Source organism: Peribacillus sp. NPDC046944, assembly GCF_050272735.1.
GTDB lineage: Bacteria > Bacillota > Bacilli > Bacillales > DSM-1321 > Peribacillus.
Map to the genome: position 1 here is coordinate 1 of NZ_JBNNML010000001.1, position 18,378 is coordinate 18,378.

At 43.6% G+C, this 18,378-nt stretch carries 22 protein-coding genes; 5 read left to right on the forward strand and 17 right to left on the reverse strand.

All coding sequences use genetic code 11. The features are described from left to right. Positions 1–182: 182 nt before the first annotated feature. From ACQKIC_RS00005 to ACQKIC_RS00015, 3 genes are all read right to left on the reverse strand, one after another. On the reverse strand, positions 183–1,046 hold the full coding sequence (locus ACQKIC_RS00005) for an AraC family transcriptional regulator (RefSeq protein WP_427590648.1): 864 nt from the start codon (positions 1,044–1,046) through the stop codon (positions 183–185). Between the two features lie 85 nt (positions 1,047–1,131). Next, positions 1,132–1,641: a DUF84 family protein gene (locus tag ACQKIC_RS00010; protein WP_402874861.1), complete on the reverse strand. Its 510-nt coding sequence runs from the start codon at positions 1,639–1,641 to the stop codon at positions 1,132–1,134. A 68-nt stretch (positions 1,642–1,709) separates the two neighbouring features. Next, complete coding sequence (locus ACQKIC_RS00015) at positions 1,710–2,783, reverse strand: M42 family metallopeptidase (protein ID WP_402874859.1); 1,074 nt, start codon at positions 2,781–2,783, stop codon at positions 1,710–1,712. Positions 2,784–2,961: 178 nt separating this feature from the next. Between ACQKIC_RS00015 and ACQKIC_RS00020 the strand changes: the two genes are divergently transcribed. Continuing rightward, positions 2,962–3,279, forward strand: a complete 318-nt coding sequence (locus tag ACQKIC_RS00020) for a PepSY domain-containing protein (protein ID WP_402874856.1) — start codon at positions 2,962–2,964, stop codon at positions 3,277–3,279. A 43-nt stretch (positions 3,280–3,322) separates the two neighbouring features. Here the strand turns inward: ACQKIC_RS00020 and ACQKIC_RS00025 are convergent, their stop codons facing one another. Next, the gene (locus ACQKIC_RS00025) at positions 3,323–4,168 is read right to left on the reverse strand and encodes a YtnP family quorum-quenching lactonase (RefSeq protein ID WP_402957769.1); all 846 of its coding nucleotides are present in this window, start codon (positions 4,166–4,168) and stop codon (positions 3,323–3,325) included. Positions 4,169–4,312: 144 nt separating this feature from the next. On the opposite strand from ACQKIC_RS00025, the gene ACQKIC_RS00030 reads away from it, so the two are divergent. Together ACQKIC_RS00030 and ACQKIC_RS00035 are read left to right on the forward strand one after the other, a co-directional pair. Next, on the forward strand, positions 4,313–4,696 hold the full coding sequence (locus tag ACQKIC_RS00030) for a sigma 54-interacting transcriptional regulator (protein WP_427590650.1): 384 nt from the start codon (positions 4,313–4,315) through the stop codon (positions 4,694–4,696). After that, positions 4,660–4,977: a helix-turn-helix domain-containing protein gene (locus ACQKIC_RS00035; protein WP_427590651.1), complete on the forward strand. Its 318-nt coding sequence runs from the start codon at positions 4,660–4,662 to the stop codon at positions 4,975–4,977. The genes ACQKIC_RS00030 and ACQKIC_RS00035 overlap by 37 nt, the downstream gene beginning before the upstream one ends. A gap of 53 nt (positions 4,978–5,030) precedes the next feature. On the opposite strand, the gene trmB is transcribed toward ACQKIC_RS00035, so the two are convergent. Continuing rightward, entirely contained in the window at positions 5,031–5,669 is a 639-nt protein-coding gene (gene trmB, locus ACQKIC_RS00040) for a tRNA (guanosine(46)-N7)-methyltransferase TrmB (protein WP_402874824.1), read from the reverse strand. Between the two features lie 246 nt (positions 5,670–5,915). On the opposite strand from trmB, the gene ACQKIC_RS00045 reads away from it, so the two are divergent. Further along, a complete protein-coding gene (locus ACQKIC_RS00045; protein ID WP_407406261.1) occupies positions 5,916–6,194 on the forward strand; it encodes a YtzH-like family protein in 279 nt (92 codons plus the stop codon). On the opposite strand, the gene ACQKIC_RS00050 is transcribed toward ACQKIC_RS00045, so the two are convergent. The 7 genes from ACQKIC_RS00050 to ACQKIC_RS00080 all read right to left on the reverse strand — a co-directional run bounded on the left by ACQKIC_RS00050 (position 6,191) and on the right by ACQKIC_RS00080 (position 14,087). Further along, positions 6,191–6,973: a phosphotransferase gene (locus ACQKIC_RS00050; RefSeq protein ID WP_402874818.1), complete on the reverse strand. Its 783-nt coding sequence runs from the start codon at positions 6,971–6,973 to the stop codon at positions 6,191–6,193. The genes ACQKIC_RS00045 and ACQKIC_RS00050 overlap by 4 nt on opposite strands. Positions 6,974–7,812: 839 nt before the next feature. After that, positions 7,813–8,799 carry an NERD domain-containing protein gene (locus ACQKIC_RS00055; protein WP_427590652.1) on the reverse strand — a complete coding sequence of 329 codons (987 nt, stop codon included), beginning with the start codon at positions 8,797–8,799 and terminating at the stop codon, positions 7,813–7,815. Between the two features lie 24 nt (positions 8,800–8,823). After that, the gene (gene thpR / locus ACQKIC_RS00060; RefSeq protein WP_427590653.1) at positions 8,824–9,378 is read right to left on the reverse strand and encodes an RNA 2',3'-cyclic phosphodiesterase; all 555 of its coding nucleotides are present in this window, start codon (positions 9,376–9,378) and stop codon (positions 8,824–8,826) included. Positions 9,379–9,641: 263 nt separating this feature from the next. Next, a complete protein-coding gene (locus ACQKIC_RS00065) occupies positions 9,642–10,874 on the reverse strand; it encodes an Nramp family divalent metal transporter (RefSeq protein ID WP_427590654.1) in 1,233 nt (410 codons plus the stop codon). 209 nt (positions 10,875–11,083) lie between these two features. Next, positions 11,084–11,938, reverse strand: coding sequence for a D-amino-acid transaminase (dat, locus tag ACQKIC_RS00070; protein ID WP_427590655.1), 855 nt, complete (start codon positions 11,936–11,938; stop codon positions 11,084–11,086). Positions 11,939–11,959: 21 nt separating this feature from the next. Beyond that, positions 11,960–13,372 (reverse strand): dipeptidase PepV, encoded by a 1,413-nt coding sequence (pepV, locus tag ACQKIC_RS00075; RefSeq protein WP_402874805.1) that lies wholly within the window; start codon positions 13,370–13,372, stop codon positions 11,960–11,962. 229 nt (positions 13,373–13,601) lie between these two features. Continuing rightward, positions 13,602–14,087 (reverse strand): DedA family protein, encoded by a 486-nt coding sequence (locus ACQKIC_RS00080; RefSeq protein ID WP_402874802.1) that lies wholly within the window; start codon positions 14,085–14,087, stop codon positions 13,602–13,604. 219 nt (positions 14,088–14,306) lie between these two features. Between ACQKIC_RS00080 and ACQKIC_RS00085 the strand changes: the two genes are divergently transcribed. Further along, the gene (locus ACQKIC_RS00085; RefSeq protein WP_427590656.1) at positions 14,307–14,981 is read left to right on the forward strand and encodes a VOC family protein; all 675 of its coding nucleotides are present in this window, start codon (positions 14,307–14,309) and stop codon (positions 14,979–14,981) included. A 35-nt stretch (positions 14,982–15,016) separates the two neighbouring features. Here ACQKIC_RS00085 and lepB read toward each other — a convergent pair whose 3' ends face one another. The 5 genes from lepB to ACQKIC_RS00110 form a co-directional block, all read right to left on the reverse strand. Next, positions 15,017–15,565: a signal peptidase I gene (lepB, locus tag ACQKIC_RS00090; protein ID WP_402986666.1), complete on the reverse strand. Its 549-nt coding sequence runs from the start codon at positions 15,563–15,565 to the stop codon at positions 15,017–15,019. A gap of 304 nt (positions 15,566–15,869) precedes the next feature. Next, complete coding sequence (locus ACQKIC_RS00095) at positions 15,870–16,292, reverse strand: DUF4064 domain-containing protein (RefSeq protein ID WP_427590657.1); 423 nt, start codon at positions 16,290–16,292, stop codon at positions 15,870–15,872. 90 nt (positions 16,293–16,382) lie between these two features. Next, a complete protein-coding gene (locus ACQKIC_RS00100; protein ID WP_427590658.1) occupies positions 16,383–16,559 on the reverse strand; it encodes a DUF4083 domain-containing protein in 177 nt (58 codons plus the stop codon). Positions 16,560–16,638: 79 nt separating this feature from the next. Beyond that, a complete protein-coding gene (locus tag ACQKIC_RS00105) occupies positions 16,639–17,442 on the reverse strand; it encodes a uroporphyrinogen-III synthase (protein WP_402874786.1) in 804 nt (267 codons plus the stop codon). A gap of 158 nt (positions 17,443–17,600) precedes the next feature. Beyond that, on the reverse strand, positions 17,601–18,305 hold the full coding sequence (locus tag ACQKIC_RS00110; protein ID WP_427590659.1) for a DsbA family oxidoreductase: 705 nt from the start codon (positions 18,303–18,305) through the stop codon (positions 17,601–17,603). Between the last annotated feature and the right edge of the window lie 73 nt (positions 18,306–18,378).

The following is an 18,378-nucleotide window of genomic DNA, read 5'->3' on the forward strand; positions in this document are numbered from 1 at the left end:
AATTATGTTTCGAAAGCATCCTCATCACTCCAAGTTTTAATACTTCTATTTTAAAACAAAAAAAACTGTAGGCAAAGTCGATTTTCATCGAGTTTATCTACAGTCTGGGCACTCTTATGGAGTGCTTTTTACATGTATAAAAAAAGCTTGTGGGACACAGTCTTTGCCTACAAGCCCATCCTTTATCTCTTAATAGGGATCCATATCTCGGAGTAATAATCTGCGGCTGAAGCATCATCTTCAACGTACACTTCCATTTCCGGTGTTCCTGCATGTTCATGTCCGCTTGCCGGAAACCATTCGGAAAAGATGTGTTTCCAAACCTTTTGCATCGCCTCGGGCATCGGTCCACTGACCTCGAACACAACCCACTTGGATGCAGGTATCGTCAAGCCAGAATAATCTTTTGGGACGCTTCCGTCATACTCCGTGGCCACCCAATAATCGATTGAATTCCGCTCATCTTCAGGGGAATCGACACATATCCCTAGCAACCCTTTGATTCGGCCGTTATTCAATTTTCCTAACCGATTGCTGGTACCATCCGAGTTCACTTCGTCCCAAAGCTTCGGGATTCCTATCAGATTTTCTTCGTTCTCTAGTGAAAACTCCCGCTTGATACCGACCACTCGAAAAGAATCTCTTTCCACGATATTATACTTCATCGGTTCCGCCCCTTTTAGAAGCACCTGGATAACCAGGCGTTCATAGAATGTCAGCTTTCCCATATACTTTCGGGCTTCGCTAGGAGGTACTCCATGCTGCCGCCGAAAAGCTTTTGAAAAAGCCTCGGGAGTGTCATAGCCATATTTATAGGCTACATCAATGACCTTGCCATTGGTGCTTACAAGTTCCTGGGCAGCCAATGTCAATCTACGGCGCCTGATGTATTCTCCAACGGAAATGTCCGTCAAGATGGTGAACGTCCGCTGAAAATGAAAGGCTGATGCATTCGCCTGACTAGAAATGTTCTCGATGGTCAAGTCGTCGATTAAATGCTCCTCTATATAGTCAAGGGCCTTCTGAATGGATTCTACCCACCCCATATGGCTTTCCCCTCCCTTGTTTTCTATATTATCAGCACCGATATCCTAAATCCTGTCTGTTTCTGCTTTGTTCTGACAGTCTCTTTTATTGATGGTTTTTCTTATATTCATACTGCCCCGCAAGCATTTCCATGATATTTCCGAACATATCGGCACGGGTAATCCGTTCATTCGTAAATACCCCGATAGCCCCTTCTTTCTTGCGGATATTCGCTTTCTTGGTGAAATCGTCCATAATCGGACCGAGCTCTTCCCCGTTTTCCAAGCGATCCGCAATCATTCCGGGGAGGGGAATTCTCGCGCCTCCGGCAATGAAGATATCGCCATCCTTCGTGGCCATTGCCCCCCAGTTGCATACGAATAAGCCGCGTTCCATTTTAACCACGCCACCTTCGAGACCGATTCCGATATCGGCCCCCTTTTCAAGCAAGCAATTTCTGGCCCGGTTCACAGCCCCGTTCATGGTCTCTTCATCTGAAAATGGTTGTTCCGAAACCCCACTTTCCACCTGTAGCGAGATGACTTCTGCTTCTTTATAGATGTTAATCACGGCCTGCACTTTCGCCGGGTTTGTACTGCCTACTACAATTTTCATATGTATGCCCTTCCCTCTATGCAAAAAAAGCTGATGGAAGGGTGTCCCCTCCATTTCAGCTTTCATTATCATCCGTTATTCTTCAATGTCTCAAATGTCGTTTTATCGCAAGCGCGGACCAACTTCCCAATCAATTCACGGGCAGCCGCATAATCATCAATATGGATCATCGATGCATGGGTATGAATGTAACGTGAGCAAATCCCAATCACGCCGCTTGGAATCCCATCATTGGCAATGTGGACCTTTCCTGCATCCGTTCCGCCTTGAGAAACAAAATATTGATAAGGAATATCATTGGATTCGGCCGTATCGAGGATGAATTCCCTCATTCCGCGATGTGTGACCATCGTCCGGTCTAAAATACGCAATAATGCACCTTTACCCAGCTGTCCAAATTCACTTTTATTGCCGGACATATCATTTGCCGGGCTTGCATCCAAGGCGAAGAAGATATCCGGTTTGATCATATGTGCAGCCGTTTGGGCACCCCGTAATCCCACTTCTTCCTGAACCGTCGCACCCGAATATAAAATATTCTGTAATTTTTCATCCTTCAAATCCTTCAATAGTTCAATCGCAAGACCGCAACCATAGCGATTATCCCATGCTTTAGCAAGGATTTTCTTTTCGTTGGCCATCGGCGTGAAAGGGCAAATCGGAACAATCTGCTGACCAGGCTTAACCCCGATCCGCTTCACATCCTCCTGGTCATCCGCACCGATATCTATCAACATATTCTTGATATCCATAGGTTTCGAACGCTGCGATTCATCAAGCAAATGCGGAGGTATGGAACCAATGACCCCGATTACCGGCCCGTTGTCCGTAATAATTTCCACTCGTTGTGCCAAAAGAACCTGACTCCACCAACCTCCAAGTGTTTGGAAGCGGATCATGCCATTTTCCGTAACAGAAGTGACCATGAAGCCCACTTCGTCCATATGTCCAGCCACCATTACAGTTGGGCCTTCTTCATTTCCTCTTTTTACGCCAAAGATACTTCCAAGGCGGTCCTGAACGATTTCATCTGAATATTTTTCAAGCTCACTTCTCATAAAATTACGCACGGCATGCTCATTTCCTGAAGCCCCTGGTAATTCCGTCAATGTTTTAAATAGTGTTAAAGTCTCTTGATCCATATCTCTACCCCTTAACTACTTTGATTTCCTATCTATTTTACCTAACTTAGACGATAGTTACCACCTAGCATGTTTTAATTTATCAGCAAATGGGTAAAATTTCAAATCGTTAGTCAAAGAAAGACTTCTTATGTATACTAGATAGAGTGAGTAATAAAAAGCAATGGAGGAGAAATTCATGAATTGGAAAACGTTTCTATTGGGGGCAGCAGCCGGCTTCGCTACAGGCTATGCTACAAAACAAATTTTGAATCAAACAAATACGCCTTCTCCTGACAAAGTATTGGCGCAGGTGAAGGAAACAGTCAGAAAAGATGGAAGTATATATGGATCTTGGATTTTAATGAAACCCGAAACCTATCAAAAAAATGATTTGGACTACCAAGTATATAAAGGCGGCATCACTAGAAATACCGATGGTAACCGCGAACAATTTGAATTCATTGCAGATGCTACTACCGGGACGATATTGGAATTGAATGCACAACATGATTGAACAAAAAAAGGAGGCGACCCAAATCGCCTCCTTTTTCTATGACTTACCGTTTCCGTTTCACTTCATCCTTTACCTCTTTACCCGTTTCATCCCACTTGATGGCACAATACTGGGCATCATGATAAAAGCTGTACCAGGCCCCGTTCTCCAGACCATATTTCATCCACTTTTCCTTTGCCGAGATCGAAGTCATTGGGTAGTCGTCATAAGCCAGTACCCACAGGACATTCGCATGGGCGTGCGTTGGCATGATATCGGCTAAATGGATCAGCTTGTCCTTACCGTCTTCAACCAGGATGATGGCATGTCCATCACTATGTCCGCCGGTATGAATCATTTTAATGCCTTCCGTGATTTCACGTTCTCCTTCAAAAGGACGGACAAGGTGGGCAATCGCCTCCCAGTTTTCCTTCCAGTATGTACTTTTTGAGCGGATATTGGGTTGCTGCATTTCATCCCATTCGATTTGGGTCGTGATGATTTCGGCACGTTCGAAAACCGGGACCAGTGAATCTCCTTCAGGCTTAGTCAACCCACAGGCATGGTCGAAATGTAGGTGGGTCATTAGAATGTAATCGATTTCATTTGGTTTGATCCCGAGCCGACCTAAATCCTCTATGAGCCCGGACTCATCCGTCACGCCAAAATTCCGTTTCTGTTTGTCGTTCAGCTTTCCATTCCCGATCCCGGAGTCTATCAACATATTTAATCCGTTCACTTGAACGAGTATCGGATCTGTCCGCAATTCAATCTGGTTATTTTCATTGACCGGATATTTCTTGGACCACAGTGGTTTCGGTACGACACCGAACATCGCTCCACCATCCAGGTGGGTCACGCCACCATTCAGCCATGTTAATTTGATTTCCCCTATTTGTAAAGTTTCCATTTTATCCCCTCCTCACCCTTCAGTTTAACATCTGCTCCCATTTATTGAAATTGATAACATGTAACTCTTTCCCAGAAAAAAACAAGACACCTAAAAGGTGCCCCTACTTTCCAGCAGGTAATGCTTGCGGAAGGTGGCACTCTCTTGCTTGATGAGATTGGTGAAATGCCGCTATCCCTTCAGGTAAAGCTTCTACGCGTATTACAGGAAAAAGAGTATGAGCGCGTCGGCGGCACTAAAACACGCAAATCCGATGTTCGGATTCTCGCATCGACCAACCGGAACCTCCTCCAACTCATTAAAGAAGGGAAATTTCGGGAAGATCTCTATTACCGGCTCAATGTCATCCAACTTGAAATCCCTCCACTCCGAAAAAGACTGGAAGACATACCGATTTTATGTGAGCATTTCATGCAAAAATTTCAGCGCTATAATCCTAAAGGCGTCATCGGTGTAACGACGGATGCCTTTCAGAAGCTACAAAAATATAATTGGCCAGGCAATGTGCACAGCTTGAAAATGTGTTAGAACGTGCCTATCACTTTTGTTCAGAAAACTGGATAACCGACTACCATATCCAATTAGAAACCACTACCCCGCAGCCAAACCAAAACACACTAAACCCATCTTATCCAACCAAGACCCTTTTCCCAAAGAAACAAATTGAAGATACCGAAAAAGAAATTTTACTTGAAGCTCTCGCACAAACAAAAGGAAATAAGACAGAAGCTGCACAATTACTTGGCATCAGCCGATCGAACATCTATCAAAAGTTGAAAAGATACGGAGTGATCACTACTTTCCAATAAAGGCTACTCCAAACAAAAAAACCAGACGCCCATCGCCTGGTTTTTTTTGCACGTTACCGGTATTTTGCTTCTAAACGGTAGATCACATTGCCTTTACTTGAGAACTTCTCTTCGTATTCCGTCATGATATTGCCTTCGAAATCACTGTTATGCAAATCAAGACTCACATATTTCAACAGCATGCCATACTCGGAAATGCTCTTCAAGGATGACTCGAACAGACCTTGGTTATCCGTTTTAAAGTGGATTTCCCCTTGATCCGGAAGAATGCTTTCATACGTTTCAAGGAAGGTCTTATACGTTAACCGGCGCTTCGCGTGACGCGATTTCGGCCATGGATCGGAGAAGTTCAAATAAACGCGGTCCACGTCACCTTTTGCAAAGTAATCTGCTAAATTGGCTGCATCCACGTTCAACAGCTTTAAGTTTGGCACATCCGCTTCAATAAGCAAATCGAGTGCCGCAACGATTACACTTCTATATACTTCAATTCCAATGAAATTCACATCAGGATGGGCTTTTGCCATTTCTGTAATAAAACGGCCTTTTCCCGTACCTACTTCAATATATAACGGATTATCGTTACCGAATACTTCATGCCATTTACCTTTATGGCTCACTGGCTGCTGAATCACATATTGCGGATATTCATTCAAACGGTCTTCAGCCCAAGGTTTATTTCTTAAACGCATGATGACACCCCTATTTATAATATAATCGTTCAAACCATAACACGAGATTATGGATTCCTGCAAGTTCATTTTCTCGTAATCGGACTGCTCCATTCCCTCATTAAACAAAAAAACTGCCGGCCATCCAGGCGGCAGTCTCTGCGATTATCATGTATAAAACTTTTTGCAACACACACCATAATCAAGAGAACAGCAAAAAAATCTTTAGGGATCCAGTTGATTTCATAATTAGAAAGGAGCGATAATATGCCGCTTTCCCATGAAAACCAATTACATCTGTTAAAAGACATTTTATACAACCAAAACACGGACTGCTGCGGTTCCGTCGCCGAATATGAACAAGTTGAAAGGCTTGTCAAATCATTGATGGTCAATGCCGATATCGATCAAAATGTAAAAACGATACTAAAAGAAATTTACGAATATAGCCAGACAGGCATCGGAGCCTCGGATTTAGAGGCACATATCAATTCCCATCAGGACGATTTGTCCCAATGGATTGATGACATCGATCAATTTAATTAACCGTCCATTAATAGGGATTCTAGTTTCATCAGTAAATCATTTCTTTCCTCGTACCGCTCTCTACTATGATGCCACTGGATGGAAAGCACGAGTTGGGAAACTGTGTGCCATTTCATCCTCATTTCCAATCCCGCATCCAGCTTTTTACCGTAACGGGCTAACCATTGTTCCCATTCACCGCGTGGCACATAAGAATACAATAGCATGCCAAGATCGATGGCTGGATCACCAATGACCGGAGCATCCCAATCAATTAAAAACAATCCGTCGGTTTCGGTCATAAGCCAATTATTATGGTTCACGTCGCAATGGCACACGACATTCTCATCGCATTCAATCAACAGTAGATTGTTCTCTAGAAATTGAATGGCCTGCTTGATGATCATTAGGTTATTCACCTCTAAAGATAAACCGTTTTCTATGTCTGTAAGTATACTTTCAGGCCGTAAAGGACTTTTACCAAGCCTTTTAAGCATGCTTAATAAAGGGTCGGATTGATGTATTTTCTGAAGCAGTTTGGCAACCCTCTCTTTGGCCATTTCTGCTTGAGTTAGCTCCCTACCTTCCATCCAATGCTGGGCCGTAATCACATCCCCATTTGCGAGGCGTTTTGTCCACACTAATTTTGGAACAATGCCCTCGGCCGAAAGAACAGCTAAAAATGGCGATGAATTTCGTTTCAGGAACAGCTTTTGCCCATCTTTCTCGGCAATGAACGCTTCTCCCGTAGCTCCTCCAGCAGGGGATATATCCCACTCCTGACCTATTAAATGTTCCAACTGGCTCACCTTCGATTTCCTCGCTTAATCATACAAATGTAAGTACGTTCACCTAGTGTATGTAATACCACTACCTAATGTTTATTAAAGAACCCGCCTGTTGGCGTAGCTGCATGTATACGTGCATCGGAACTAATCCCGCAATAAAACATCATTATGATAAGAAAATAAAAAATAGCTATTGAGCAATCTAACAATAGCCATAAATTAAATTTTAGTTGAAATATGGTTTCTTCGTCAAGTACTATAAAACGATTATACCCATAAAACAAGTACAAAGGAATCATTTCGAAAAGGATAAGCATTGACTACCCTTGAACATGACCCGAAATTTCTCCTTCAGGACCCCTACTTCTACCTCATTCATCCCGACATTTTCTCCATCTGCCTGACCTTTGGAGGATCGAAAATTCTAAACGGCTCTCACTTTACCTTGAAATAGAGTCCACGTTCTTCATTTACACCTTTCCATCATGCAGTCAGGAAGTACGGTCGATGCTTTAAAAGATTGAGATGTCATCGACTCCCGTAGCTCAAGGGAGCTCTTTCCCATCAGTTCCTTAGGCCCTTGAAGGTATGTAAAAATAATTTTTCAATAAAATGAATAGATAAATTAATTTACCCGCTTATAAAAAATTCAATCATTTATTTAAGGAGAGCGGTTCACTTGATAGGTGATTGCAGACATCATACAAAAAAATAAGAAAGCAATTCATTCGATTAGCCGTTTCTGAACACCTCTTACATAGTCATTTCCGAACCACCTGGAATGAGGGGCCAGTGGTTGCATAAGGGAATGCATCCGCTCCGTTTATGAGGCTAACGATCCCCTCCAACGATTATGAATCCTGTTGTTGATTGGCATCCCATTCCGGACGTATGCTTGAAGTCGTTTGGCAATAATCCAAGAGAGCCTGTGCCCCTTTTAGCTGCTGCGCCTTAAGCGGGGAAGATATCGACCGCATCCTGTCAAACCATTCCGGAAAAGTCCGCTTATCCAATAAATCAATGTCGTATGGAGTCTCCGGGTAATCCATATAGCCACTCCGCGAAAGGACCACTTTTTTTATCGGTAGATTCACTTCATACAGTTCAAATAACTGGGAAACAATACTTCCCATCCGGTTAACGGCCAAGAAAGGATTGAGAACTTTTTTGTCCGGATACTTATGATGCCGCCGTAGCCAAAACCGATCGCTCGATCCAATAAAGGCTGCATCCTCTTCCGCTTCCAGAAAGGTGATGCACCACACATCCACCGGCGTAAGCAAAATGACATCGACTTCGATCGGAGCATTTTTCAATAGAAAGATAGGTTTATATAAAACAAGAAATGTATCAGGAAAACGCTGCAGGAAAAAGCGGAGTTTTTCTTCTAGAAAGAATGATTGGTCCACATAAGACCTTTCACGAAGCGTCGAGCTGCCCCATTTCATCTGGAAACGAAGTAACTGGTTTAAGAAATTCTGCTTAAGCTCATCCAAGTTTGCTGGATTTGCAGGAACCCTTAACGAAAAGACATTATGATTGATCACGGTGTTCGGTATATGAATTTCTTCGGCCTCTTTCTCTTGACCGTCCGACCTTTGGAACAATCCTTTTACTTTACGGAAGAGCCCCTTTGGCTCTTCCTCCGTCGTCGTGCCTTTGAACAGGGTTTGTTCTTCATCCGGTTGGCTGTACAGCTGTTCTAGCTCACCTGCGTGATAGGCGGCCTGCAGTTTATCCCACTGTTGTTTTTTTAACTTTGCAAATTGTGACGGATATCGATAAATATCCTGCTCATACCGGGAAATGTAATCCTGTATTTTTATGAGCTGTGCCATTCGACCACCACCCATCTTCCTCTATTATTGAAGGTTTATTGTATATACTGGTTCGTATGAAGGGGATGCCCCAAGATGTGTCTGATAAAGGGCTATTTGGGAAGCTTGAAATGCTTTCGCTTCCGGATTTGCCAGCTGACGGGCCTCATTGATGGAAAAAGGGGTCTCACCCTCGAATTTCCTGGCCAGAGTAATATGCGGTTTGAACGGTTTTTTGTCCAATTCAAAACCTGCCTCTACGCATGATGCATAGATTTTCTTTTGGATGGAAGTCAGCCTTTCTTCCTGTTTGACGCCTGCCCACAAAATACGCGGGCTCTCTTTTTTACCAAAAACATCGATCCCCTCTACCTCGAGCTCAAACGACTGTTCATTGGAGAGTGCACGTTTTATTTTTTCCAGCGCTTCTTCTTTCATTGTATCTTCGGCATTTCCCAGAAATGCCATCGTAATATGATAATCGGCTGGATGTAACCATTTCTTAAATGGAAACGCCGATTTCACTTCATCTGTCTGGTTATGTAAATGACGCTTTATATCATCTGGCAGTACTAAAGCAAAGAAAAAATGAGTATTCATCGGACACTAACATCCCTTCCCGTTTTCTATATAATTTTACCATAATTCCCACGCAAAAACTTCCCTAGTAGCATCAAACGCGGAGCCCTTCTCAGTCTCCCCTTTTCCCCATTATTCATGCCACCTTATGACTACAACAATTCGTATATCCATCGCTCTTCCATTAGGCTACCCCCGCTTCTTACACCTTCCTTAGGAAAGGAAAGCAAAAGAGAAGGACCATCAGCTGGTCCTCCCCTTTGCTTTATCCGATTTTAATGGTATTACCCAAGTAGCGTCTCATATAGCAAAAACAGGTTCAGTCCGATAATGAGGACAGCGATGATCCAGGCACAGCCCGACGTCACTTTGTGATTGACTAGATTGCCCATGATCTTCTTATCACTTGTAAACCATATGAGTGGAATGAGCGCAAATGCAATCCCAAACGATAGTACGACTTGACTCATTACGAGTGCTTTGGACGGATTCACTCCCATCAAAATGATCACTAATGGAGGAATCGTCGTGATCAGCCTTCTCAAATAGATGGGGATATGTTTTTTTATGAACCCCTGCATGACGACATCCCCTGTGAGCATACCGACGGACGAGCTTGATAGACCGGCAAACAATAAGCCGATTCCAAAAAACATGGCAACAGATGGCCCTAGCATCAAGGCAAATTGGTCATAGGCCACATCCAAATCTTCTACAAGCACCCCACTTTTATGAAACAATGCAGCCGAAACCACTAGCATGGCAGCATTGATGGCACCCGCTATGAGCATGGCAATGACGATATCGATAAACTCGAAACGAAAAATCCGTTTCCTTTCCATTTCGTCCTTCCCAACGATTCGCTTTTGCGTCAGAGAAGAATGTAGATATATCGCATGTGGCATGACAGTCGCCCCAAGCATCCCAGCTGATAGTAAAATGCTATCGACTCCTTCGAACTTGGGTGTAAGAAGCCCCATAAGGAGTGCTGAGGTATCCGGTTTTGCATAAAAAACTTGGGCGCCAAAAGCAAGCACCACCACGAATATCATCCCTGTGATCAACGCTTCAAATGTACGGTATCCCCTGCGCTGAAACTCTAAAATGGCAAATGACCCGATTGCCGCAATAAGCGCAGAAGTGATAAGCGGAAGATCGAACAGTAAATAAATCCCGAGTGCCGCTCCGATAAACTCGGCTAAATCCGTCGCCATTATGACGATTTCAGCTTGAATCCATAATAAGAACGAAGACTTTTTGGAAAATGTCTCACGGCATAGTTCAGGAAGGTTTTTCCCTGTTGCTATTCCTAATTTTGCAGACAAGGACTGTATCAAGACCGCCATTAAATTGGACGCAAGAATAACCCATAATAACGTATAGCCATATTTTGAACCCGCGGCAATGTTCGTTGCGTAATTCCCTGGATCAATGTAAGCAACGGCGGCTATAAAAGCTGGCCCTAAAAAGGGGAGCAGCTTTTTAAAGCCTCTCGTATCTCCATGTAAAGAAGACATGCACTCCAACTCCTTTTTAAACGCGGCTTAAAAAGTTGCGCAAGGTAAACTTTTGATATGAAAAAGTATATGCCTGTAGTTTGAAAATGTCAAAATGGATGCTTACTAAAAAAGGACCGTATAGAGAACGGGTTCATGAGCATGTTGCGTTTCGAAAAATGTACACATAGAAATCCCCCTGCCTCCATTCAGACAGGGGGATTGGGAATCTATTCAGTTAAACTACCACATTGCCACTCGATTTCCTGTGTAAATAACTTTTGTAGTTGGAGTGTGATGCTTCCGGCCTTTCCATCCCCAATCAATTGCCCATCGATTGCGGTGATTGGCGTGATTTCAACGCCTGTGCTTGTATACAGGACTTCATCCGCATCCATCATGTCCGAGAGGGTGAAAGGTTCTTCAACATAAGAAATGCCCTTATCGTTGCACAGCTTAAGTAGGATCTGGCGGGTAATCCCATTCAGGATCAGATTCGTTGCCGGGTGCGTCTTCAGCGTACCCTTCACGATGATTGCCACATTGGATGAACTTCCCTCCGTAACCGTTCCATCCCGATGTTGGATCGCTTCGTCACAGCCTGCTTCAACGGCTTGCTGCTTAGCCAATATATTACCTAGTAAATTCAAGCTCTTGATGTTGCAACGTAACCAGCGGATATCCTCAACCGTGACAGCTTTAACCCCAGGCTTACTTCCTGTATATGGCATGTCCTTGGTATAAGCGACAAAAACAGGGTCTACTTCACCTATTGGAAATGCGTGATTACGGGGCGAAGTGCCTCTCGTCAATTGCATGTAGACAATACCATAGTCCAGATTCTCTGCAGTAATCAGTTCTATTGTCTTCTCCTTGATCTCCGCCACTGTAAAAGGAACCTTCAGTTGAATCAGTTTCGCGCTGTCCATGAGTCGGTTTAGATGCATGTCGGCTGCAAATAGTTTTCCGTTATAAACACGGATGACTTCATAAACACCATCGCCGAACTGGTATCCTCGATCCTCGACATCTATCTGGATGGCAGACCGGTCTTTCAATTCACCGTTATAAATGATCTTCCCCATGTCTTACTCCTTCTTACCCTCTTATTTGGCTAGTTCATGAATGGCACGGGCATAAATGGCCGTTGCCTTCAGCATATCTTCTATATCGATATACTCATCCTTTTGGTGCGCGATATCCTCACTACCTGGGAATAGAGGGCCGAATGCGACGCCTTCCTTCAATGAGCGGGCATATGTTCCGCCGCCGATGGAAAGGAGCTCCGCTTGTTCACCCGTTTCCGCTTCATACACTTCTTGGAGCGTCTTGATCAAGAAGCTATCACTGTTCACATAGTGAGGAGTCGAAAGCGAATTGGATTCCACACGTAGATTATATGTGGAAAGCTTTTGTTCTAACGCTTCTTTTTGCTTTTCCCATTCATATGTGACCGGGTAACGCATACTGAATCCGATGGAGCTATCGCCTTGTTTCGAATAATTGAATGTGCCCGCATTGATCGTCAATTCACCTGTTTGTTCATCCGTATAGGCGACACCCAACTTAGTTCCACGGGAATCTTCAAATAGATAATCCTTGATGAAAGTGAAATAGGATTTTGCATGGGGATCTAGTGATAAGTCCGCCAAGAACACAGCTAAATGCAGACCCGCATTGACTCCATTTTTCGGTTCCATCGCATGGGCTGAAACCCCATTCAGTTCTAGTAGGACTTGATTTTTTTGTGGCACAGCCTGTCCTTTCAGCGAATATCTTTGTAAATAGTTCTGGTAGCCTGCAACGATTTCAGCAGGGTTGGCCGCTTCCACAATGGCCGTTGCGAAGTCGGGTACCATATTCGTTCTTCGTCCTGAAGAAAATTCCAAAACATTCACTTCTGAATTCGTTCCGGGACCTGCATCCGCTGGCTGAATGATGGAATAATCCCAGATTCCTTTTTCCGCACTGATGATAGGGAAATCTGCATCCGGGGCAAAGCCCATCGTCGGCATTTCCTCCACTTCGAAATAACGATCGACACAACGCCAATCTGATTCCTCATCCGTACCAATGATCATTCGAACACGCTTGTTCAATGGCTTGCCAAGCTCCCGGACAAGTTTCATGGCATGATAAGCCGCCATCGTCGGCCCTTTATCGTCGATTGCCCCACGCGCGTAAATCCGCCCGTTGCGTATCTCGGCGCCAAATGGATCAGAGCTCCAGCCATCTCCTTCAGGAACTACATCGACATGACATAAAATCCCGATTAACTCCTCACCCTCGCCCATTTCAATATGCCCGGCAACATTATCGACATTTTTCACGGTAAATCCGTCTTTTTCCGCTAACTGGAGCATATAATCCAATGCTTCCTTGACTCCTTTGCCAAATGGAGCCTCCTCTGTTGCTTGGCTTTCATCCAATACACTCTTTATCTTCAATAGGTTCTGTGTATCGACCAAAAGGTCCATTTTTCTTTTTTCTACTTCTTCGCGCCAATTCAATTCACTCAAATCATGACAACTCCCTTTTTCATATATTTCTCATTTTATCACTATTTCTATATGTATCGCCAAGTGTTGAGACCATTCTTTCTTATTCCCGTAATTTGACGCTCATAAAACAGGTACATGATTCAATCACAATCCACTCATAAAAAATAGACCCGCTTCCACGAACAGAACGGATCTCCATCATATATAAAGGAACCAGTCTTTGTTGCCAGGCAAGCCCCATTATCCTTTAAGTCAAAACACCAATGAAATAGCCAACAGCAGTAAACACCAAGCACCAACTGAATGCCCCTACACCAGCAAAGATACAATATTTGCGTTTACCCATTCCATTCATTCCAGAAAAATAACTGGCAAAATGGCGGATTCCCGGAATGAAATAGGCGATGATAAGGGTCCACGGTCCGTATTTATTAAACCATCTCTCAAGACTCTCCAACCGTGTCGGAGTCATCCGAATCCACCTTCCATGTTTCCTTAGGAAAGGCTTGCCAATTTTTTTCCCGATGAAATAACTGACCAACATCCCCGAAACCGAACCTAGAAAGCTGACAAAGAATGCACCTTGTACATTCAAAACAGAAATAGAAGCCAAATAGCCGACAAACGTCATCATGAACTCATCGGGAACAGGCAACCCGATGATCCCTAATGCTAAAAGTCCATATATCGCAAAATAACCATAGTTTGAAATTAACTCTTTTACCATGTCCATTCTTCGTACTCCATCTCAGACACCCTATGTAAGAAGTAATCCAATTTCGGTACGGGTCTGGTTAACGTGATTACTTCTATCTTATAGAATAACCCAATTTAACCCAAATGAGTGGTTTTTCTAAAAAAAACTTCAAAATTTGCAGTTAAATTTCCTTTTGGCGCTTATCCAGCCGAATTATTTTATAATGGAAGAAATAAGGAAAAGGGGTGTGAAGTTATGCTGATCAACAAAGTAAACCTCGCTTCAAATTCTCTAGCAAAAACAAAAGCTTTTTATCTGAACCGGCTTGGCGCCAAATTACTCGGAGAGACACCTAATAGCTTTTCGATAAAGATAGGGGCAAGTGAATTGATTTTCACTGAAGCCAATAGCGGTAGCAAGCCATTCTATCATTTGGCCTTCAACATCCCTTCCAATCAATTCAATGAGGCGAAGAAATGGATCACCGCACGCACTCCTTTAAATAGGGAAGAGGGGGTTGATGAAGTGTACTTCAGCCATATCCATGCCCATTCGCTTTATTTCACCGACCCTAGCCATAATGTTGTCGAGTTCATTGCAAGGCATTCCATCGCATCCGAGAGCAATGAGCCTTTTTCAATGAACTCTTTATTAAACATCGGGGAAATCAATCTGACGACTCCGGATGTCGAGGGGGTTGGCCAACAGCTGATCAACAAGGATATCCCAATCCGGGATGATGAATCCTTGAATCCCGATGGTCTTACTTTCATGGGTAGCGAAGGGGCATTTCTATTGTTGGGCAAACCAGGACGACGGTGGATTTTTTCAGAGCAATATGCAGAAATCCATCCTCTCATGATAGAAGTCGATTTCAAAACACGCATCATCCAAGATGGTGCAGGCGAAACGCGGATTTCTAAAACATAACGAAAGAACGGACTCGATTGTCGAGTCCGTTCCTTTTATTTCACGATTTTAAATTCCTTGATCGGCCAATACACCAAATTCGCCTTACCGACTATTTCCTCTATGGAAACGGGTCCGATTTCACGGCTGTCCAGACTATTCTGGCGGTTGTCCCCCATCACGAACAGGTGATCATCCGGTACGGTCATGCTGCCTGACACTTCCTCAAGCTTGAAAGAACCAGTCAATGGCTCCCCGCCCATTTCTTCTTTATATTCATCTAAATAGGGTTCATCATATTTCTTGCCATTAATATAAAGCGTGTCATCCTTATATTCAATATGATCACCCGGTAGGCCAATCACCCGTTTTATGTAATCTTTATCTTCCGTTGCATGGAAGACGACAATATCAAATCGGTCAATGCTACCAATACTCGTGCCAAACTTAGTGAGCACAATTCTTTCATGATCTTGTAAAGTCGGCATCATAGATTCCCCATCCACGACTATAGGGGCAAATATATATGTTCGAATCAGAAAAGCCAATACGACCGCAATCCCAATCGCTTTAACCCACGAAAAAACCTCTTTGCTTTTTTCCAATCGAAGTCCCTCTCTCTTGTGTTTTAGTCTAGTCATTATATCACAGTAAGGACATAATCACTTCATACAAATGCCCACATTTCCCCCTAACTTTGGCATATTATTGAATTATTCGTTATAGCGGTTGAATTATCCTTTCAGATGGTAGAATGAGGCAACAGATAATAAACAGACAAAGGAACAATTGGTTCGATTCCTCCGTTCAGTTTGGTACTTTATGCAACCTAGCAAGAAGCGCATTCGATAAAGTAAATCGAATGCGCCCCTTCATTTGATGTAAACAACTAGACATGGAGAATGATACTTAATACTGGTTATATTCAATCTCTTCATTTTGGATTCCATCTTTCCTTACTAGGCACATAATTCCCGGCACGATGAAGAAGATCAGTGGCCATATATGGAATAGGGTAAGAATGCCGATAATGATGAATACAATACCGGCCGCTTTCACTCTGCCTTTTTTCAAGAGAATGATGGCAATCAGTCCACCTAGCAGAGCAAACGCCAACGATACAATTCCTCCCCACAATAGTACATGGAACAGTTGGAGTGTCATCTCCATTTCGGAAGCCGCCATCTCCACGTCGGAACCTAATGAGTATTCAACCAGTTCCGTTAGGTCGACCGTGCTGGTGTAGACAGCCGTAATGATTCCCACAAGTAAGGAAATGGCTGCGATCGATACTCCAATAATGCTTAACACAAATTCACCGGTACGTTTCATATATACTTCCCCCCCAAGAAAAAGTTACTTAGGTACTCTACCCCATTTAGGAAGGAAGTAAAGATTGTATGTAATATAACCGGGTCCTCTTCACTTTTTGTCTTTATTGATGCGTCCCTCAAGTTCTTTCGTCTTCTTTTCCACGCTGGAAACGCCTTTCGTATGTTTTTGAAAAAAACGAATGATTTTCACGATCATCACAACCAGTAATACAAGAAGTCCCAGGAAAAATAATTGCCACAATACATCACCAATAGTCCATTCCATATAAGGCTTCCCCCCTGTCATCGATCGGCGGCTTACTGAATGAAAGATTAGAAGACTAACGCTTTACGATAGATTTCATTTAACTCGTATAAAACTTCACCAGCTCGACCATCGCACTGCCCATCCGTTGATCTTCTGGATAGATGACCCGGTCGATCCCTGCCTCGATGATGACTTGCGCCGTCACTTTACCGACAGCCAGGGCCACGACATCCGTTGCAAAGCGGTCAATTAAGCGTTTTTCCACACCTAGTTCACGGGCAAATCTCATCAAATTTCGAGGCTGGGGCGCACTCGTGAACACAACGGCATCTATTTTCCCATCGAGGATTTCCCCAATTAAGAGATGCATCGTTTCGGTTTCCGGGGCAATATGTTCATAGGGCAATATCTCTTTATGTTCGACTTTTTGTTCATCCAACCAGTTCATCAAAAGCGGTGCCGGATCTCCATGCAGTTGCAAGGCGACTTTCACACCGCCGAGCAAATGTCCATCAAGATTGCGAACCAATCCTGCCGTACTGCCATCATCATCACGGACGTCAGGCTCCAGGCCAAGCTTCTTAAGCAGGTTTTTCGTTTTATACCCACGAACGGCAATCTTCATTTTTTGCAAAGCTTCTATAAAACGGTCCCCCGCTTCCATTCTTACAGCGGTATTATATAAGAGTTCCGTGCCCACTCCCGTCGTAAGAATGATCCAATCGAACTCTCCTTCTATTAAACGGGTAACATCCTCCTCCAGATGGGAATCATCCAGATATACCGTGCCTTGTGCTGACCGGACAAGCGGGACGCCCCCTAGATTATCAACGATTTTACTGAGTTCTTCCATTTTCCTTGCTCCCAAAAGAGCAACTGTCCTGCCGTTAAGCTTACTCATTCATGACCCTCCATATGTATGCTTCATCTATAGTCTTATCCCCATTATACAAATTTTCAGTCTATCAAACTATAAAAAAGAAGCTTCTTTCCGTATCCCCGGGATCCTTTACATAAAAAAAGAGACTCAGAACATGTCCAAGTCTCCATTCGTAGCGTTTACTTTTCCGGTACGCTACAAGAACCATCCGTGCAAGCATCCCCTGTATCATTCACCATTTGCAACGGGTTTTCCTCTGCCCATACCTTCCTCAATGTATCTAAAAACGCTTCGGCAGGCTGAGCTCCTGAGACGCCGTACTTTCGGTTGATCACATAGAATGGAACTCCCGTAATCCCAAGCAAACTTCCTTCTTGTTCGTTGCCCCTTACTTCCGCCGTGAAGGCTGTGCCCGCTAACATCTTTTCCACTTCAGACTGATCAAGACCGACTTCTTCTGCCAAATCCGCCAATGTGGCATGGTCGCCGATATGCTTGCCTTCCGTGAAGTATGCTTTGAACAGACGTTCATTCATTTCTTTCCCTTTTCCTTTTGATTCGGCAAAATGCATCAAGCGGTGAGCATCAAAGGAATTCGTCAAGACGACTTTGTCTAAATGATAGTCAAGCCCCAACTCTGCAGCTTGTTGGGTCATATTTTGGCTGTTGGCTTCCACCTGAGCCTGTGACATGCCGTATTTCTTCGCCAACATCTCACTTTGGCTCATATTGATATCCCGTTCCGCTTCCGGATTCAACTCAAAACTACGGAATTCAACCTCGACCTGATCCTTATTTTCAAATTGATTCAACGCATCCTCGAAACGACGCTTTCCAATATAACAAAACGGACATTGATAATCCGACCAAATTTCCACCTTCATGTTAAGACCCTCCTTGAATTAATGCAATTACTTTAAGCACATTATATAGGGCAGAATATCCTTCTGCAAGGAT

Excerpts from the sequence above, each read along its gene's own strand:
- ACQKIC_RS00065 (WP_427590654.1), bottom strand. The coding sequence starts at position 10,874 with ATGTCTTCTTTACATGGAGATACGAGAGGCTTTAAAAAGCTGCTCCCC.
- ACQKIC_RS00045 (WP_407406261.1), top strand. The coding sequence starts at position 5,916 with ATGCCGCTTTCCCATGAAAACCAATTACATCTGTTAAAAGACATTTTA.
- ACQKIC_RS00015 (WP_402874859.1), bottom strand. The coding sequence starts at position 2,783 with ATGGATCAAGAGACTTTAACACTATTTAAAACATTGACGGAATTACCA.
- ACQKIC_RS00005 (WP_427590648.1), bottom strand. The coding sequence starts at position 1,046 with ATGGGGTGGGTAGAATCCATTCAGAAGGCCCTTGACTATATAGAGGAG.
- ACQKIC_RS00020 (WP_402874856.1), top strand. The coding sequence starts at position 2,962 with ATGAATTGGAAAACGTTTCTATTGGGGGCAGCAGCCGGCTTCGCTACA.
- ACQKIC_RS00100 (WP_427590658.1), bottom strand. The coding sequence starts at position 16,559 with ATGGAATGGACTATTGGTGATGTATTGTGGCAATTATTTTTCCTGGGA.
- ACQKIC_RS00110 (WP_427590659.1), bottom strand. The coding sequence starts at position 18,305 with ATGAAGGTGGAAATTTGGTCGGATTATCAATGTCCGTTTTGTTATATT.
- ACQKIC_RS00080 (WP_402874802.1), bottom strand. The coding sequence starts at position 14,087 with ATGGACATGGTAAAAGAGTTAATTTCAAACTATGGTTATTTTGCGATA.
- thpR (WP_427590653.1), bottom strand. The coding sequence starts at position 9,378 with ATGAATACTCATTTTTTCTTTGCTTTAGTACTGCCAGATGATATAAAG.
- dat (WP_427590655.1), bottom strand. The coding sequence starts at position 11,938 with ATGGGGAAGATCATTTATAACGGTGAATTGAAAGACCGGTCTGCCATC.
- ACQKIC_RS00055 (WP_427590652.1), bottom strand. The coding sequence starts at position 8,799 with ATGGCACAGCTCATAAAAATACAGGATTACATTTCCCGGTATGAGCAG.
- ACQKIC_RS00025 (WP_402957769.1), bottom strand. The coding sequence starts at position 4,168 with ATGGAAACTTTACAAATAGGGGAAATCAAATTAACATGGCTGAATGGT.
- trmB (WP_402874824.1), bottom strand. The coding sequence starts at position 5,669 with ATGCGTTTAAGAAATAAACCTTGGGCTGAAGACCGTTTGAATGAATAT.
- ACQKIC_RS00105 (WP_402874786.1), bottom strand. The coding sequence starts at position 17,442 with ATGAGTAAGCTTAACGGCAGGACAGTTGCTCTTTTGGGAGCAAGGAAA.
- ACQKIC_RS00095 (WP_427590657.1), bottom strand. The coding sequence starts at position 16,292 with ATGAAACGTACCGGTGAATTTGTGTTAAGCATTATTGGAGTATCGATC.
- ACQKIC_RS00010 (WP_402874861.1), bottom strand. The coding sequence starts at position 1,641 with ATGAAAATTGTAGTAGGCAGTACAAACCCGGCGAAAGTGCAGGCCGTG.
- ACQKIC_RS00085 (WP_427590656.1), top strand. The coding sequence starts at position 14,307 with ATGCTGATCAACAAAGTAAACCTCGCTTCAAATTCTCTAGCAAAAACA.